The 16,311-nt window shown below is 71.4% G+C and carries 15 protein-coding genes and 1 pseudogene; 6 read left to right on the forward strand and 10 right to left on the reverse strand.

Translation table 11 applies throughout. From position 1 onward, the window contains the following. Window positions 1-198: 198 nt before the first annotated feature. From AB0E05_RS09770 to AB0E05_RS09785, 4 genes are all read right to left on the reverse strand, one after another. On the reverse strand, window positions 199-3,429 hold the full coding sequence (locus AB0E05_RS09770; RefSeq protein WP_361961171.1) for a S8 family peptidase: 3,231 nt from the start codon (window positions 3,427-3,429) through the stop codon (window positions 199-201). A 253-nt stretch (window positions 3,430-3,682) separates the two neighbouring features. After that, window positions 3,683-4,606 (reverse strand): MerR family transcriptional regulator, encoded by a 924-nt coding sequence (locus AB0E05_RS09775; RefSeq protein WP_361961173.1) that lies wholly within the window; start codon window positions 4,604-4,606, stop codon window positions 3,683-3,685. Between the two features lie 148 nt (window positions 4,607-4,754). Next, window positions 4,755-5,420: a peptide-methionine (S)-S-oxide reductase MsrA gene (msrA, locus tag AB0E05_RS09780; RefSeq protein WP_361961175.1), complete on the reverse strand. Its 666-nt coding sequence runs from the start codon at window positions 5,418-5,420 to the stop codon at window positions 4,755-4,757. Window positions 5,421-5,506: 86 nt separating this feature from the next. Beyond that, window positions 5,507-6,613, reverse strand: a complete 1,107-nt coding sequence (locus AB0E05_RS09785) for a hypothetical protein (protein WP_361961177.1) — start codon at window positions 6,611-6,613, stop codon at window positions 5,507-5,509. A 193-nt stretch (window positions 6,614-6,806) separates the two neighbouring features. Here AB0E05_RS09785 and AB0E05_RS09790 point away from each other — a divergent pair, with 193 nt between their 5' ends. Beyond that, window positions 6,807-7,961, forward strand: coding sequence for a cystathionine gamma-synthase (locus AB0E05_RS09790; RefSeq protein ID WP_361961179.1), 1,155 nt, complete (start codon window positions 6,807-6,809; stop codon window positions 7,959-7,961). Between the two features lie 383 nt (window positions 7,962-8,344). On the opposite strand, the gene AB0E05_RS09795 is transcribed toward AB0E05_RS09790, so the two are convergent. From AB0E05_RS09795 to AB0E05_RS09810, 4 genes and pseudogenes are all read right to left on the reverse strand, one after another. Next, window positions 8,345-8,536, reverse strand: coding sequence for a DUF1059 domain-containing protein (locus AB0E05_RS09795; RefSeq protein WP_361961181.1), 192 nt, complete (start codon window positions 8,534-8,536; stop codon window positions 8,345-8,347). Window positions 8,537-8,615: 79 nt separating this feature from the next. Beyond that, window positions 8,616-8,867, reverse strand: coding sequence for a hypothetical protein (locus AB0E05_RS09800; RefSeq protein ID WP_361961183.1), 252 nt, complete (start codon window positions 8,865-8,867; stop codon window positions 8,616-8,618). 221 nt (window positions 8,868-9,088) lie between these two features. Then, window positions 9,089-9,448: pseudogene (locus tag AB0E05_RS09805) on the reverse strand (sigma factor-like helix-turn-helix DNA-binding protein); the annotation flags it as partial. A gap of 298 nt (window positions 9,449-9,746) precedes the next feature. After that, window positions 9,747-10,247: a MarR family transcriptional regulator gene (locus AB0E05_RS09810; RefSeq protein ID WP_361961185.1), complete on the reverse strand. Its 501-nt coding sequence runs from the start codon at window positions 10,245-10,247 to the stop codon at window positions 9,747-9,749. Window positions 10,248-10,473: 226 nt separating this feature from the next. On the opposite strand from AB0E05_RS09810, the gene ilvA reads away from it, so the two are divergent. The 3 genes from ilvA to AB0E05_RS09825 all read left to right on the forward strand — a co-directional run bounded on the left by ilvA (window position 10,474) and on the right by AB0E05_RS09825 (window position 13,810). Further along, window positions 10,474-11,709 carry a threonine ammonia-lyase gene (gene ilvA / locus AB0E05_RS09815; RefSeq protein WP_361961187.1) on the forward strand — a complete coding sequence of 412 codons (1,236 nt, stop codon included), beginning with the start codon at window positions 10,474-10,476 and terminating at the stop codon, window positions 11,707-11,709. 221 nt (window positions 11,710-11,930) lie between these two features. Further along, a complete protein-coding gene (locus tag AB0E05_RS09820) occupies window positions 11,931-12,953 on the forward strand; it encodes an ATP-binding cassette domain-containing protein (protein ID WP_361961189.1) in 1,023 nt (340 codons plus the stop codon). Next, the gene (locus AB0E05_RS09825; protein WP_361961191.1) at window positions 12,950-13,810 is read left to right on the forward strand and encodes an ABC transporter permease; all 861 of its coding nucleotides are present in this window, start codon (window positions 12,950-12,952) and stop codon (window positions 13,808-13,810) included. Before AB0E05_RS09820 ends, AB0E05_RS09825 begins: the two co-directional genes overlap by 4 nt. Before the next feature lie 64 nt (window positions 13,811-13,874). Here AB0E05_RS09825 and greA read toward each other — a convergent pair whose 3' ends face one another. Together greA and AB0E05_RS09835 are read right to left on the reverse strand one after the other, a co-directional pair. Further along, window positions 13,875-14,372, reverse strand: a complete 498-nt coding sequence (greA, locus tag AB0E05_RS09830) for a transcription elongation factor GreA (RefSeq protein ID WP_361961193.1) — start codon at window positions 14,370-14,372, stop codon at window positions 13,875-13,877. 255 nt (window positions 14,373-14,627) lie between these two features. Then, a complete protein-coding gene (locus tag AB0E05_RS09835) occupies window positions 14,628-15,032 on the reverse strand; it encodes a DUF4307 domain-containing protein (protein ID WP_361961195.1) in 405 nt (134 codons plus the stop codon). Between the two features lie 105 nt (window positions 15,033-15,137). On the opposite strand from AB0E05_RS09835, the gene mca reads away from it, so the two are divergent. Together mca and AB0E05_RS09845 are read left to right on the forward strand one after the other, a co-directional pair. After that, entirely contained in the window at window positions 15,138-16,019 is an 882-nt protein-coding gene (gene mca, locus AB0E05_RS09840) for a mycothiol conjugate amidase Mca (RefSeq protein WP_361961197.1), read from the forward strand. Continuing rightward, complete coding sequence (locus tag AB0E05_RS09845) at window positions 16,012-16,296, forward strand: hypothetical protein (RefSeq protein WP_361961199.1); 285 nt, start codon at window positions 16,012-16,014, stop codon at window positions 16,294-16,296. The genes mca and AB0E05_RS09845 overlap by 8 nt, the downstream gene beginning before the upstream one ends. The last annotated feature ends 15 nt before the right edge of the window (window positions 16,297-16,311 follow it).

A 16,311-nucleotide genomic window follows, 5' to 3' on the forward strand; every position in this document is an offset into this window, starting at 1 on the left:
GAAGAGCTTGAAAGCACCCATGCGTCCACCGTAACGGAGGCGCGGGCACGACGCCGAACCGTTTTTCCCAGCGCCGTACGAGCTTCCCAGCGCCGTACGGGTTTCCCCAGGGCGGTACGAGCTTCCCAGTGCAGTACGAGCCGGGGCCGGCCGGAGTCGTCCCCCGCTCCGACCGGCCCCACCCCCTCGGCGCTGCGGCTACCTCCCCAGGTACGCGTCGTGGATCGTCACCGAGCCGCTGTTGCCCTGCCGGTCGACGACGTGGGCACGCAGCGCGACGCCTTCGCCCGCCCGCGGGTTCACCAGCGTGATCCGACCCCGGCGCACCGGCACCTCACGCCACGTCGCACCGCCGTCGTACGAGGCGTGCACCCGCAGCGACGCCAGGTTCCGCCCGGCCGCCGCGCCCTGCACCGCGACCGGGAACGTCTGCCGGCGGCCCGCCGGCGCGGTGGAGTCCAGACCGACGGACGGGGCGAAGCGCACCGTGGACAGCGGCAGCGCGGTCTCCGCCGCGACCGTGTCCGAGGTGAACGTCCACGAGGCGTCCACCCGGCCCGCGACCCGCGAGACGTCCGCGGACCGCCGCACCGACGAGGCGAGCGTGTACGTGTGGCGCCCGGCCGGCAGCGTGAACAGCGGATCCTCCACCATCACCTTGTCCGTCACCAGGTCGTCGTCGAGCCGGGCGACGAGCTCCGAACCGCGGTGCAAGGTGGTGCTCGCGCTCGTGTACGTCGAATCGCCCGGGTGGCCCCGGCCGTCCGCGACCAGCGGCACCTGCCCGTACACCGCGTCGCCCTGCCGGGCGAGCCGGTTGTCCCGGTCGAGCAACGGGCCGTGGACGGCGGTGTTGACGTCGATCCGGTACGTCGTGCCCGGCCGGAACGCGCGCGGAGCGGAGAAGCCGTGCAAGGTCTCCAGCTCGCCCCCGGAAGGGCCCTCGGCCGACCACTGCCCGTACCTCAGGTCCCACACGACGTCGTCACCCGTGGACAGCCACACGTCGCGACGGCTGCCCGCCTCGTGGAGGGTGGCGTAGCCGAAGCCCGAGCCGTTGGGCATCTGGCCTATCGGCAACAACTCGCCACGCTTGCCGGGAACGGAAGAGCCCAGACCGACCTTGATGCGCGCGAACTCGCCGCGCGTGTGCTTCTTGGCCAGGCCCGTGGGGAACCGCCCGCCCGGGCCGTCGCGCAGCGCGTCGACCGCGACGTCGTACCTCCGGTCCGGGCTCGACCAGGTGCCGTGCCAGGAGAACGCCGCCCGGCCGTCGGGGGAACCGGGACCGAGGTGCGCGATGCGGTGGTCGACCCCCGCCTCCAGGCCGGTGAAGCCGGCGTACCCCAGGGCGTCCAGGCCGCGGTCCAGACCGTAATGGACCGCCGACATCTCCTGCCGCGCCCGTGCGTCGGGCACGGTGACGAGGACCGGCTCGGCGGTACGGGCGTCCAGCGTGACCGTCGTCTTCCCCGTGACGTTCAACTCGGGCCGGAGGATCTGGTCGAACGTCGTGCCTTGAGGGCCCGCTGCGCGGTACGAGGACGCGTCCAGGAAGTAGCGGCCCTTCGGAAGGCGGAACGACGCCGAACCCGACGCCAGGTTCGGCCGGTGCACGACGTCCGCGCCCTCGCCGGTCATCGCGTACAGCAGCGCGACGGCGTTCGTGTCCGGCTCGCCGTCCCGCCCGACGGCGTTGAGCGTGACGTCGTACGCCTCGCCCTCGCGGTCGACGCTGACGGCGGTACGGACCGACTGGCCGCCGCCCGTGGCGACGACGGTGACGTGGTAGCCGCCGTCCCGCGCGCCCACCGCATCGGTGTCGGCGGTGACGTCCACGGCGACGCTGCCACCGGCGGGCACGGTCACCTGCCGCTGACCGAGGGCGAACAACCCGGCCGGGGCGGCGGCGCCACCGGGGCCGCTCGCCCCGGCCAACGCCAGGTCCAGCGCGACCGCCGCGGTGCCGGAATTGCGGTACGTCAGCTTCCGGGTGATCGGGGCGTCGTCGTCACGGGGCCAGAGCTGCGGGCCCAGATTCAGCGAAGCCGGCGACGCGGACACGGACTGCGCGACGGCCCGGTCCACGGCGATGCGGCCCGTGCCCTGCTCGGGCGCCGGGTACGACCCCGGCACGGCCGAGCCGACCAGGGCGGACTTCAACTCGGCCGCCTTCCAGTCGGGGTGCTGCTGCTTCAACAGCGCTGCGGCGCCCGCGACGTGCGGAGTCGCCATGGACGTCCCGGAGAGGGTGACGTACCCCTCCGGCCGCTGGCCCACCGCCTGTCCGATGGCGCTGCCCGCGGCGGACGCCGCGGTGACGTCGACGCCCGGGGCGGTCACGTCGGGCTTCACGGCAGAGTCCCCGAGGCGCGGTCCACGGCTGGAGAAGTCCGCGAGCCGATCGTCGCCGTCGACCGCGCCGACGGTGAGGGCGGCGTCCGCGGCGCCGGGGGAGCCGAGGGTACGGGCGTCGGGACCGGAGTTGCCCGCGGCGATCGCGAAGAGGACGCCCTTCTGCGCGGACAACGCGTTGACCTGCGCCTCGACCGGGTCCGTCCCGACGCTGTCCGAGCCGCCGAGACTGAGGTTGACGACGTCGGCGCCCTGCGCCACGGCCCAGTCGATGCCGGCCATGATGCCGGAGTCGCTGCCCGAGCCGAAGTCGCTGAGCACCTTGGCGTTCAGCAGCTTCGCGCCGGGCGCGACCCCCTTGTAGACGCCGCCCGACCTGGCGCCCGTGCCGGCCGCGGTGGACGCGACGTGCGTGCCGTGCCCGTGGCGGTCCTCGGTGCCGGGCGACGTCGAGAAGTTCGCCGCGCCGACGACCCTGCCCTTCAGATCGGGGTGCGCGGCGTCGACACCGGTGTCGAGGACGGCGACGGTCACGCCGGTGCCGTCGTACGACCGCTGCCAGGCCGCCGGCGCCCCGATCTGCGCGGCCGTCGTGTCCAGGCTGGCCTTCTTGATGCCGTCCAGCCAGATGCGGGAGATCCCGGCGGAGGGCGTGACGGCGCCGTCCCGCCCGGTGCGGGTGAGCGCCCGCCACAGGGCGGTCCCGCTGTCGGGGGCCGCGGTGACGGCGTCCGCGTTCGCCGAGACCAGGGTCCGGTGGACGGCGACCCCGTCCGCACCCCGCACGCCCTCCCGGGCCTCCTTCGCCTTCGCGCTGCGGTAACTGACGATGACCTTCAGCCCGTCGGCGTACGCCGTCCGGCTCTCCGGCCGGCTCAACTCGGTGACGTCGAACAGCCGCTCGTCGAGGGAGCCGGCCGCGAGCAACTGCTGTGCGTCGTACGGCACGACGTAGGTGCGCCCGCCGGCGGTGTGCGCATGGACGGGCATCCCCTCGCGCCCCTTGGCCCGTCGGACCTCGACGACCCGCCCCCGCTCCCCGAGCACCACCCGGTCCCCGGTCACCAACGTCACGACCTGCGCTCCCACCCCGCTCGCCCGCGCACCCCCGCCCGGCGCGCGATCCGCCCCCGGGCCGACCACACCGACGCTCAACACCACCCCGACGCCGACGGCCACGGTGGTTCGCCCGACCCTCATCACCCGTCTACGCACGTCTCCTCCTGGAGCCGAGACCCGATCTCACGAACACGTCCGCCCCCGTCCGGGGAAGTATGTCCGCGAGCCCGGCCCGCCCAACGACGTGATGACGGTGATTTTCCGAGCCTCAGATGACGCGGTTGACGCCCTGCTCGCTGCCGTCCGGGTCCTTGGCGGAGAGTTCCTCGGCCAGCTCCATGCAGCGCAGGCGGGCGGGGGAGAAGGCGTAGGGCATCTTGCCGATGGCTTCGAACGCGCTCATGGAGCCGGGCTCCCGCCCGCCCGAGCCGGCCTCGGCCTCGCCGTCATCGGCGGGGTGCACAGCGTCCCAGGCGTCGAAGAGAGCATCGTCGTCCTTGTCCAGGCCGGACTCCTCGATGACGGCGTGCAGGGCGCTTTCGAAGGCGTACCGCTCGGCGGCCAGGAGAGCCACCCGTGGATCGTCGACGGCGACGCCGTCGTCGAGTGCCTCCTCGGCGGCGTCGATGCGGTCGGAATCCTCCCGCAGCGGGGGATGCCTGGCCAGGGCCACGAAGCGGGTGGCCTGGACGGCGGCGCCGAGCGGGCCGAAGATCCGCTCGGTGACCAGCAGAACGTCCAGGTCGGCCTGGCGCAGGGAACCCTCGGGCAGGTCCTTGAGGCGTTCGGCGACGACGTCGGAGAGCAGGCCCATCCGGCTGCCCTGGGTCCGCATCCGCTGCACGGCGGTCCGTTGCCTCCGCAGTTCCGCCTCCTGCTCGGCGAGGGTTTCCTCCAACCGCTCCAGGATGCCCGCGATTCCTTCTGCGCCGTCCGCACCGGTGGAAGCCGGGCCGGTGGCAAAGGCGTCACGGATGTCGTCCAGGGCGATCCCGGCGTCGGCCATCTTGCGGATCCACAGCAGGCGGATCATGTCCTCGTACCCGTAGCGGCGGCGGCCGTCGCCGCCCCGCTCGGGCTCGGGGAGCAGGCCGATCTCGTGGTAATAGCGGATCGCCCGTGGCGTGGTACCGGCGAAGGCCGCCGCGTCACCGATCCTGACCTGGCGGGGTGGCATGAAAGACACATCCATGAGCAGGGACCTTCCTCAAGGGGCCGGGGCGTCAGTCCACCGGACCACATGCCGCTACGGAAGGTGCAACTCCCCGTACGGCCGCGTACCGAGCCTCGTCGCCCTCGCGGGCCGACAGCGCCCGGGTGCCGCACGCCACCCCGTCGCGTCAGCCGTCGGCCTTGGCCACGCCGATCGGGCAGGAGACGCCCGTGCCGCCGATGCCGCAGTAGCCCGCGGGATTCTTGTCCAAGTACTGCTGGTGGTAGCCCTCCGCCGGATAGAACGGACGGCCCTCGGCCGGGAGGAGTTCCGTGGTGATCGTGCCGTAGCCAGAGGAGGCGAGGACCTGCTGGTACGCGTCGCGGGACGCGGCGGCGGTCACGGCCTGGGCGGGGGAGTGGGTGTAGACCGCGGAGCGGTACTGGGTGCCGACGTCATTGCCCTGGCGGAAGCCCTGGGTGGGGTCGTGGGACTCCCAGAAGACCTTCAGGAGCTGCTCGTACGAGACGACGGACGGGTCGAAGACGACGCGGACCGCTTCGGTGTGGCCGGTGAGGCCGGAGCAGGCCTCCTCGTACGTCGGGTTCGGGGTGTGGCCGCCCTGGTAGCCGACGAGGGTGGTCCAGACGCCGGGGACCTGCCAGAACTTGCGCTCGGCACCCCAGAAGCAGCCCAGGCCGAAGTCCGCGACCTCCAGGCCCTCGGGGTAGGGGCCCTCAAGCGGGGTGTCCAGGACGGTGTGGCGCTCGGGGACGGAGAACGCGGGGGCGGGGCGGCCCGGCAGGGCTTCCTCGGGGGTGGGGAGGACGGGCGCGCGGCGGGACAGGAACATGCGGATTCCTCCTCGGAGGTCGGTATCCGCACAACGCACGGGGCGCGGCGGACATTCCGGAAGCGGTACGGGCAGGGGGCGGCGGCTCAGCCGCGGAGCATCGCGGGGGTACCCCCGTTCGCCTCGAAGCCGGCCACCGCGAGGTTCCGGTAGACGGTGTACTCCGCGGCCGGGTCCTCACTGAGGGTCCACGGCAGGGCCCCCACGTGACCGTCGATGTGGACGAGCTGGCTCATCGCCTCCGCCCAGCGCTCGGAGCGGACGAGGAACAGCACCAGCAGATGGCGGACGTGGGCGAGCATCGGGTCGTCCGCGCGGGCCGAGTGGACCGCGTAGAGCGCGCCCTCGACCGCCTTGGAGACCACCGCGCTGCGGTAGAAGTCCTGCATGAGCACGACCTCGGGGACGTGCTCGTGCACCGCGAACAGGGGGAGCGCGGCCAGCAGCGAACCCTTGGGCGCCCGCGCCGCGGCCGTCGTGGCGAAGTGATCGGCCTCCACGCGGGAGCCGTGCCACTTCTCGCCGAGGTAGAGCAGCGCGACCAGGTGTGCGCCCATGTGGTCGGGCGCACGGTCGATGACCTTCGCCCAGAGCTGGTCGAACTGCTCGTGGCCGTAGCCCAGGCCGCGGGCGACGGCCAGCTCGATGACGTACGGAACGGGGTCGTCCGGAGCCAGCCGCGCCGCTTCCTCGCAGACCGTGCGCGCTTCCTCCAGGATCATCCGGAAGTCGTCCTCGCCGACGGCGGACGACCGCCACGCCTGCTGCACCAGGAACTGTGCGTGCACCTGCGCGGCGCCCGCGTCCTGCGGGGCCTCGGCGCGCCAGGTCCGCAGCCAGGCGCCGCCCGCACCGGGCTTCTGGTGCAGCTCCAGGGAGGCCGCGCCGGCGAACGCCTGCACGCGCTGCCAGCGCACCTCGCCGCGCGCCGGCGTACCGGCGAGGAGCTGGGATGCGGCGCGCCAGTTCTGCGTGTGCTGGACGACCTCCAGGACGTCGAGGAGGTCCCGGTCCGGACCGGGGAGGCGCAGATCCAGCTCCTCCTGGCGCAGGAACCCGTAGTCGTCCGGGTTCGCAGCGTCCGGGGAAGCGGGGTCGACCACCTGTAGCCCGCCCGAGCGGCGTCGGCGCACGAACGGTGCGACGACGGCGATCAGCAGGCCCACCGCGATCAGGAACCAGAGAATCTCCATGGCCCCATTGTCCCGGACCCGCTCCGAAACGGGCCACGCCCGGTCCCCGTTCCCCGCATCGGGGCACGGAGTTGTCCACAAGCGGGGCGCTGTCCACAGCCCAACACCGCGACGCCCGGGCTAGGTCCTTTCTTTCGGATCAGGCTGGGCGAGCCCAGCAAGGTCCGGAAGAGAGGGCCTAGTCTCGGGCGTCATGAGCCACCAGCACAGCTTCGACCACCTCGAAACCCTCGCCATCCACGCGGGCAACACCGCCGATCCGCTCACCGGCGCCGTCGTGCCGCCGATCTATCAGGTGTCCACCTACAAGCAGGACGGAGTGGGCGGACTGCGCGGCGGTTACGAGTACAGCCGCAGCGCCAATCCGACCCGCACCGCCCTGGAGGAGAACCTCGCCGCGCTGGAGGGCGGGCGCCGCGGCCTGGCCTTCGCGTCCGGCCTGGCCGCCGAGGACTGCCTGCTGCGCACCCTCCTGGTCCCCGGCGACCACGTGGTGATCCCCAATGACGCGTACGGCGGCACCTTCCGCCTCTTCGCGAAGGTCGTCGCCCGCTGGGGCGTTGAGTGGTCGGTCGCCGACACCTCGGACCCGGCGGCGGTGCGTGCCGCGATCACTCCGAGGACCAAGGTCATCTGGGTCGAGACCCCGTCCAATCCGCTGCTCGGCATCACGGACGTCGCCGCGCTCGCCGAGGTCGCCCACTCGGCCGACGCCCGGCTCGTCGTGGACAACACCTTCGCCAGCCCCTACCTCCAGCAGCCCATCGCCCTGGGCGCCGACGTCGTGGTGCACTCCCTCACGAAGTACATGGGCGGCCACTCGGACGTGGTCGGGGGCGCCCTGGTCGCCGCGGACGCCGCGGTCGGCGACGACCTGGCCTTCCACCAGAACGCGATGGGCGCGGTCGCCGGTCCCTTCGACTCCTGGTTGGTGCTCCGCGGCATCAAGACGCTGCCGGTGCGCATGGACCGGCACAGTGCGAACGCGAGCCGGGTCGCCGAGATGCTCACCAGCCACCCCAAGGTCACCCAGGTGCTGTATCCGGGGCTGCCGGACCACCCGGGGCACGAGATCGCCGCGAAGCAGATGAAGTCCTTCGGCGGGATGGTGTCCTTCCGCGTCGAGGGCGGCGAGGCGGCGGCGGTCGAGGTGTGCAATCGCGCCCGGCTGTTCACCCTCGGTGAGTCCCTGGGCGGGGTGGAGTCGCTGATCGAGCACCCCGGCCGGATGACGCACGCGTCCGTCGCGGGCTCCGCGCTGGAGGTGCCGGCCGATCTGGTGCGGCTCTCGGTGGGCATCGAGGCGGTCGACGACCTGCTCGCCGACCTCCAGCAGGCGCTGGGCTGACGCCGGACGCGAAGGTGCCGCCTCCGACAGCGCGGAGGCGGCACCCGCGAAACTTCAGATCAGACTCAGACGAGCCAGCCCACGAAGTGGAGGACGCCGGCGAGCAGGTCGGTCAGAACGTTCATCGTTGCTTCTCCTGTGTCTTGCGTTCACGTGCGTGGGACTACGCACGCCACGTGCCGGGCAGCACGTGAGGGACATGCACAGGACGCCGGTCTGCAGCCCGTTCTTCCTGCGCACCACCAGAATCGTTGGGTCACAGGCCCCTCCGCAGGCACATGTGTACTCTGCACCCGTTTCGGGGAGGGCTTGTCCTCCTGTTCGATTCATAGGCCATGCACATCGCCGTGCAGGCGACGCGGCGCAGCCGGTGGAGCGCCTGGTTACGCGGGGACCTTCTCGTCCTCCAGCAGCTCGCGGAGCTGTGCGCGGAACTCGGGGGAGTCGGTGTGGCCGTGGACGGAGATCGCGTGCTCCGTCGCGGCGCGCACGACTTCCTCCTCCTCGCCGGAGATGGTCAGCGTGCAGTTCACTTCACTGGGGAACTTGCGGCAGTCAGCGACTTTCCTGGTCATGACGACCTCCTCGGACGTACACCGCTCCTTCCAGCATAGGCAGCTTGACGGCGTCGGTCACGGGTTCTGAAACCGCAGGTCACACCCCTTCCACGGGAGGCGTCGTCGCTCTCGGGCCGGCCTCCCAGGGGGACACCGTCGCCGCCCACACCGTGAGCACCGCGATCAGGGCCAGCACCAGGACCCAGGCCACGGCCCGGGCGGCGCGGCGGCGGCGCTGCATCCGGTCGCCGCGTTCGACCGCGCGCACCGCGACGTCGTGGGGCAGTGGCGGGTGGTGGGCGTCCAGCATCCGGCGCACGTTCTGCTGGCGTCGGGTCTCAGCGCTCATCCGCGTGCCGTCCGCTGTTCCGGTTCCGGCTGTCCCGGCTCCTCCGACTGCTCTGGCTGTGCTGAGTCTTGCTGCTGGACCGGCTGGACCGGCTGGACCGGCCGGTCCAGCTCTTCTCGCTGCTGAGGCTGGGCCGGCTCGGCGCCCTGAGCCTCTTCCGCGCTGACGGCGCCGACGGCGCTGGCGGTGTCGACAGGGCCGGCGGGTTTGGCATCGGCCGCGGCGACCGCCCGTTCGCACACCGTGTGGATCCGTTCCACCGGCAGCCCGAGCAGCGCCGCGGCCTGCTCCTCCGGGACGCCCTCGTACAGCCGGAGCACGAGGACGAGCCGTTCGCGCGGGGTGAGGCGTTGCAGCACCCCGCCCCGCGCCCGACGGAAGCGCCACGAGCCGCGCGCGAAGCGGATCGCGAGCTCCTGGCGGGTGCGGTTGTACGGGTCCTCGCCGCGCAGCCGGCCCCACTCGGCGTAGGTGTGCGCCAGTGCGGCCGTCAGCAGGCGGCGGGCGTGCGGATTGTCCTCCGTGGTCTCGGAGGTCAGCAGGGTGGCGGCATGCAGCAGCCGGCCCCCCGCCCCCGCCATGAACGCTTCGAACTGTCGGGCACGGTGGTGCTTCACCACGGACCGCTGCCGCTCGCTCACGTCCTCATCTAGGAACAGGCGCGCGCCCCGGGTCAAGACGTCGGCGGACATTGCCCGTGCTGACGGGCGTGCGCCGGCGCCGTTCGCGGGGGAAGGGGGCGCGGCCCCGGTCGAAGGCCCGGTGGACGTGGACCCAGGTGGTCGGCGTACCAGGGTCGGTCACAAAGGACGGGCAGGACCGGAAGGACCGGAGGGAACAACAGGGGAAGGGGAGAAGGAGAAGGGGGAGAAGCGTCGGTCAGGTCACTGCGGGTGGCGCTTCAGCTCCGTTCTGACGCGTGGACAGCGCCTGGTTGAAGCGGGTGAGCAGAGAGGTGAAGGACTCCCGTTCGGAGTCCGACCACCCGTCCGTGACCTGCTCCATCAAGGCTCTGCGCGAATTGCGCACCTCTTCCAGGCGGGCTTGCCCGCGCGGGGAGAGCTGGAGCACGACGGCTCGGCCGTCCTCGGGGTGCGAGGTCCGCTTCACCAGTCCGGTGTCGACGAGGGGCGCGACCTGGCGGGTGACGGTCGACGAGTCGATGCCCATCCCCGCCGCGAGCGCTTTCACCCCCATCGGCCCCTCGCGGTCGAGTCGGTTGAGTAGGAGGTATGCGGCGCGGTCCATGGAGTTGCGGACCTGACCGATGCCGGCGAGACGGGTTTGCTCTGCGCGCCGTGCGAACAAGGCGACTTGGTGTTGTAGAGCATCGAGGAGACCGGGATCGAGACGGGTCGTCATGTCCTGAGTAGTGGGCATGGCAATGGGCTCTCTTGTACGGGAGCGGTCGATTGGTGGGGGACAGAGTACGCGGCCCGCAGGCGGTCCGTACGGGCCCTGGGAAAACCGGCGAGGAAGCGGTGGGGAAGGGCGCGAGGGCGCCGAACGCGCTTGCCGCACAAGGGCGTACGCCTGCGAACGCGCTTGCCGCACCCCGGCGCCCGCCGTCGAACGCGTCCGCCGCGGAGCTGCGAGACTGGAGGTCATGAGCTTCACAACGCGTGGCACCTTTCCTCCCGTGATCATCGACGACGTCCGGGGGGCGCAGAAGATGCTGACCGGTGTCGCCCGGGTCACCGCGTTGGAGGGCAGTCGCTACCTGTCCCGGCTGGTCAGCGCGCCGGTGCACCTGAAGTGCGAGAACCTCCAGCGCACCGGTTCGTTCAAGCTGCGCGGAGCGTACGTGCGGATCTCCGGGCTGCGCCCCGAGGAGCGCGCGGCGGGCGTCGTCGCCGCCTCGGCGGGCAACCACGCGCAGGGCGTGGCCCTCGCCTCCGCGCTGCTCGGAGTCCACTCGACCGTGTTCATGCCGCAGGGCGCCCCGCTGCCCAAGGTCGCGGCGACCCGCGAGTACGGCGCGGAGGTGCGGCTGCACGGGCAGGCGATCGAGGAGACCCTGGAGGCGGCGCAGGAGTACGCGCGTACGACGGGTGCGGTGTTCATTCACCCCTTCGACCACCCGGACGTCATCGCGGGGCAGGGCACGGTGGGCCTGGAGATCCTGGAACAGTGCCCGGAAGTGCGCACGATCGTGGTGGGCGTCGGGGGCGGCGGGCTGATCGCGGGCATCGCGGTGGCGGTGAAGGCGGTCCGGCCCGACGTGCGGATCGTCGGGGTGCAGGCGGCGGGCTCGGCGGCGTATCCGCGCTCGCTCGCGGCCGGGCGGCCGGTGACGGTCGAAGCGCCGGTGACCATGGCGGACGGCATCAAGGTGGGCCGCCCCGGGGACGTGCCCTTCGCCCTCGTCCGCGACCTCGTCGACGAGGTGCGCACGGTGACCGAGGACGAGCTGTCCAGCGCGCTGCTGCTCTGTCTGGAGCGGGCGAAGCTGGTGGTGGAGCCGGCGGGGGCGAGCCCGGTGGCGGCGCTGCTGAGCGATCCGGACTCCTTCGAGGGACCGGTGGTCGCGGTCCTTTCGGGCGGCAACGTGGATCCGCTGCTGCTCCAGCGCGTCCTGCGGCACGGGATGGCCGCCGCGGGCCGCTACCTGTCGCTGCGGCTGCGGCTCACCGACCGGCCGGGGGCGCTGGCGGGGCTGCTCTCCGCGCTCTCCGCGGTGGACGCCAACGTCCTGGACGTCAGCCACGTGCGCACCGATCCCCGGCTGGGGCTCTCCGAGGTCGAGGTGGAACTGCGGTTGGAGACGAAGGGGCCCGAGCACTGCACCGAGGTCACCGCGGCCCTGTGGACGGCGGGGTACGAGGTGGTCTCCCAGGGGTGACCGGCGGGCTCCCGGGGGCTCTCCGGGCGGGCGCGATGTATCGCGTCCAAAGGGGTTGAGAGACGCGATACATCGCGTTACGGTGAGCGCCTTGCTGCGCTCCGCCGGGTCTTGGTGACCCCGTCGATCCTCCGCCAGCGGTGGAAAAGTCGGCCAAGTGTTGCAAACCTGGACATCTTGCGTGAGCGTGAATCACCCAACCGCCATCCTGGGAGACCCCAATGCCAGGCGCCATTTACGCCGAAGGTCTGGTGAAGTCCTTCGGCGCGGTCAAGGCTCTGGACGGCGTCGACATCGACGTCCCCGAAGGCACGGTCCTCGGCCTCCTCGGCCCGAACGGTGCCGGGAAGACCACCACCGTGCGGGTGTTGACCACCCTGCTCCAGCCCGACGCGGGCAAGGCCGTCGTCGCCGGAATCGACGTCCTCAAGCACCCCAACGAAGTCCGGCGCTCGATCGGACTCTCCGGCCAGTTCGCCGCGGTCGACGAGTACCTCACCGGCCGCGAGAACCTCCACATGGTCGGCCAGCTCTACCAAATGGGCTCGCGCGCCGCCAAGGCCCGCGCCGGCGAACTGCTGGAGCGCTTCAACCTCGCGGAAGCCGCCGACCGCCCCGCCAAGACGTACTCCGGCGGCATGCGCCGCCGTCTCGACCTCGCCGCCGCGCTCGTCGTCGCGCCGCCCGTGATGTTCATGGACGAGCCCACCACCGGCCTGGACCCGCGCAACCGCCAGCAGCTGTGGACCGTCATCGAAGAGCTGGTCAAGGGGGGTACGACCCTGCTGCTGACCACCCAGTACCTGGAAGAGGCGGACCACCTCGCCGACGCCATCGCCGTCGTCGACCACGGCCGGGTCATCGCCCGCGGCACGGCCGACGAGCTCAAGGCCCAGACGGGCGGCGAGCGCGTCGAGGTCGTCGTCCACGAGCACGGACGCATCGCCGACGCCCGCGAGGTCCTCCGGACCCTCGGCAAGGGCGAGGTCGCCGTGGCCGACCACACCCGCAAGCTCACCGTCCCGGTCACCGGCGGCGCCAAACTGCTCGCCGAGATCATCCGCGAACTCGACGGCCGGGGCATCGAGATCGACGACATCGGACTGCGCCGCCCCACCCTCGACGACGTCTTCATATCGCTGACCGGCCACGCCGCCGTGGCGGAGGACGGCGGGGAAGGGGGCGCCGGGGAAGAGGGCGCGCAGCCGGCCGGCCGTACCGCCTCCAAGGAGGGCGTGCAGTGACCACCGCTACGAAGATCGCCGACGTCACGGCCCCCAAGCCGCGCGGCGGCATCGCCCAGTCGGTCTCCGACTCACTCGTCATCGCCCGCCGGAACCTCATCCGGATGACCCGGATCCCGGAGATCGTGCTCTTCGGACTGATCCAGCCGGTGATGTTCGTCGTGCTGTTCAGCTACGTCTTCGGCGGCTCGATCAACGTCCCCGGCGCCGGCCTCAGCTCGTCCGGGTACCGCGAGTTCCTGATGGCGGGCATCTTCGCCCAGACGGTCACCTTCGCCACGGCCGGCGCGGGCGCCGGCATCGCGGACGACATGCACCGCGGCCTGATCGACCGCTTCCGCTCGCTGCCGATGGCCCAGGGAGCGGTCCTCACCGGTCGCACCCTCGCCGACCTCGTCCAGACCGCGCTGACCCTCGTCGTCCTGGCCGGCGTCGCCCTCCTCGTCGGCTGGCGCATCCACGAGGGCGTCCCGAAGGCGCTGGCCGCCTTCGGGCTGCTGCTCCTGCTGGGATACGCCTTCACCTGGATCGGCGCGCTGATCGGCCTGTCCGTGCGCACCCCCGAGGCGGCCACCTCCGGCGGGCTGATCTGGCTCTTCCCGCTGACGTTCATCTCGAACGCCTTCGTGCCGTCGGAGAACATGCCGACGTTCCTCCAGACCATCGCGAACTGGAACCCCTTCAGTGCCACCGTCCAGGCGTGCCGCGAACTCTTCGGCAACCTCCCGCCGGGCTACCCGGTCCCGGACGCCTGGCCCATGCAGCACCCGGTGTGGGCGTCGCTGATCTGGTCCGTCCTGATCGTCGTGGTCTTCCGCACCCTGGCGGTCCGCAAGTACCGCTCCGCGGCGATCTGACCCCGGTGAAGACGGCGGCGCCCCCGGAGCAGGGCTCCGGGGGCGCCTTCACGTGTGTGTGGGCTCAGTCGGTGTACGGCTTGGCCGCGAGGATCTTCACCGACGCGAGCTTGCCGTTCGGCAGCTCGTACTGCGCGGTGTCGCCGACCTTCTTGCCGTCCACTCCGGTGCCCAGGGGGGACTGCGGGGAGTACGTCTCGATGTCGCTGCTGGCGTACTCGCGGGAGGCCATCAGGAACGTCAGGGTGTCGTCCTCGTCGCCGTCGAAGGCGATCGTCACGACCATCCCCGGCTCCACGACGCCGTCGTCCGGCGGGGTGTCGCCGACCTTCGCGTGCTCCAGGAGCTGGGTCAGCTGGCGCACGCGGAGCTCCTGCTTGCCCTGCTCCTCCTTGGCCGCGTGGTACCCGCCGTTCTCCCGCAGGTCGCCCTCCTCGCGAGCCGCCTCGATCTTCTTGGCGATCTCGGTGCGCGCGGGACCAGACAGGTACTCCAGCTCGGCCTTGAGCTGGTTGTACGCCTCCTGGGTGAGCCAGGTGACGTTCTCGCTGGTCTGGGTCACAGGTGCTCCTCGTAGGTACTGGGATACAAAGCTTCGCCCTACCCAGAAGCATGTGCTGCCACAGGGGGGCGAAACCACGACCCTAACAATTTCGTGCCGAAAGGGGGAGAACAAAAGCCATCAGATTCACATCAACGCAGGTCAGGGATTGATCCCCGAGGGACCTGACAGTGCTTTTTTCCGATGGCCCGATGAGCCGCCGACGGCCCCAGCCGTCGCGTCCGCGGGGTCAGCCGATCGGCCGGATCCGACGGCTCAGTCGTTGGTGCACTGCACCAGTTCGGCCGTCGTGCCCCGCGACATGGTCCGGATCTTGACCACCTGGTCGATCCGGGTCTCGCCCCGCTGGTCCACCCGGACGTCCAGGCGGCCGACCTCGGCACCGTCCGCCGAGCGCGAGCGCACGGTGCAGCTGCCCGTGGCGTCCGCGTTCTTGCGGATCTCCAGGTGCGCCTGCACCTCGGTGTCGGAGGTCACGTCGAACTTGATCATCTCGGCGCTGATCTTCTGCCCGGCGATGTAGTCGTAGCCGAACCAGCCGACCATCGCGAGGAAGCCCGCGCCGAGGACCGCGCCCAGGATCTTGAGCCGACGATCGGCGCGCTGGTCCGCCGAGCGCCCGTAACGGGACTCGGGAAGCTGCTCGCGCACGCCGCTCATGGTCATTCCTCTCCGCGCGGACGGGACGGACGGCCGGAATTTTCCGCCGCCTGATTCGGTCACTATAGAAGCCGTGCCGACCGACCAATCAATGAGGATCCCGCTTTGACTGAGCAGCTGCGACTGATGGCCGTGCACGCCCACCCCGACGACGAGTCGAGCAAGGGCGCGGCGACGATGGCCAAGTATGTTTCCGAGGGGGTGGACGTGCTGGTCGTGACCTGCACGGGCGGTGAGCGCGGCTCCATCCTCAACCCCAAGCTCCAGGGCGACGCGTACATCGAGGCGAACATCCACGAGGTGCGCCGCAAGGAGATGGACGAGGCCCGCCAGATCCTCGGCGTACGGCAGGAATGGCTCGGGTTCGTCGACTCCGGGCTGCCCGAGGGCGACCCGCTGCCGCCGCTGCCCGACGGGTGCTTCGCCCTGGAGGACGTGGAGAAGGCGGCCGGGCGGCTGGTGCGGTCGATCCGCTCGTTCCGCCCGCAGGTGATCACCACGTACGACGAGAACGGCGGGTACCCGCACCCCGACCACATCATGACCCACAAGATCACCATGGTGGCCTTCGAGGGCGCGGCGGACCCGGAGCGCTTCCCGGAGTCCGAGTTCGGCCCGGTGTACCAGCCGCTGAAGCTCTACTACAACCAGGGCTTCAACCGCCCGCGCACCGTCGCGCTGCACGAGGCGCTGCTCGCGCGGGGCCTGGAGTCGCCGTACGGGGAGTGGCTGGAGCGCTGGAAGGAGTTCGAGCGCGTGGAGCGCACGCTGACCACGCACGTGCCCTGCGCCGACTTCTTCGAGATCCGCGACAAGGCGCTGATCGCGCACGCCACGCAGATCGACCCCGACGGCGGCTGGTTCCGGGTTCCGCTGGAGCTCCAGAAGGAGGTCTGGCCCACCGAGGAGTACGAGCTGGCGAAGGCGCTCGTCGGTACATCCCTCCCCGAGGACGACCTCTTCGCGGGCATCCGCGACAATGCCTGACATGAGCGCTAGCGCAAACCTGGCAATGATGCACGCAACCGAGCTCGCGCAGGAGCTGGACAAGAACAAGGTGACCCCGGGTGTCCTGGGGTTCCTGATCTTTGCGGGTCTGGCGGTCGGTGTGTGGTTCCTGATGAAGTCCATGAACCGACACATGAACCGGATCTCGTTCGACGAGTCGTCGACGGTGACCTCGCCGGCGGGCGGCGGCAAGGCCGCGGGCGGTGCCGCGAGCGACGGTGCGTCCGCGGACCGGGGCGCGACGAAGTCGGCTTAGCCCGCCGTCGCGCAC

Origin of the sequence: Streptomyces sp. NPDC048057 (genome assembly GCF_040653095.1) — a bacterium.
In the GTDB taxonomy this organism is placed as follows: domain Bacteria; phylum Actinomycetota; class Actinomycetes; order Streptomycetales; family Streptomycetaceae; genus Streptomyces.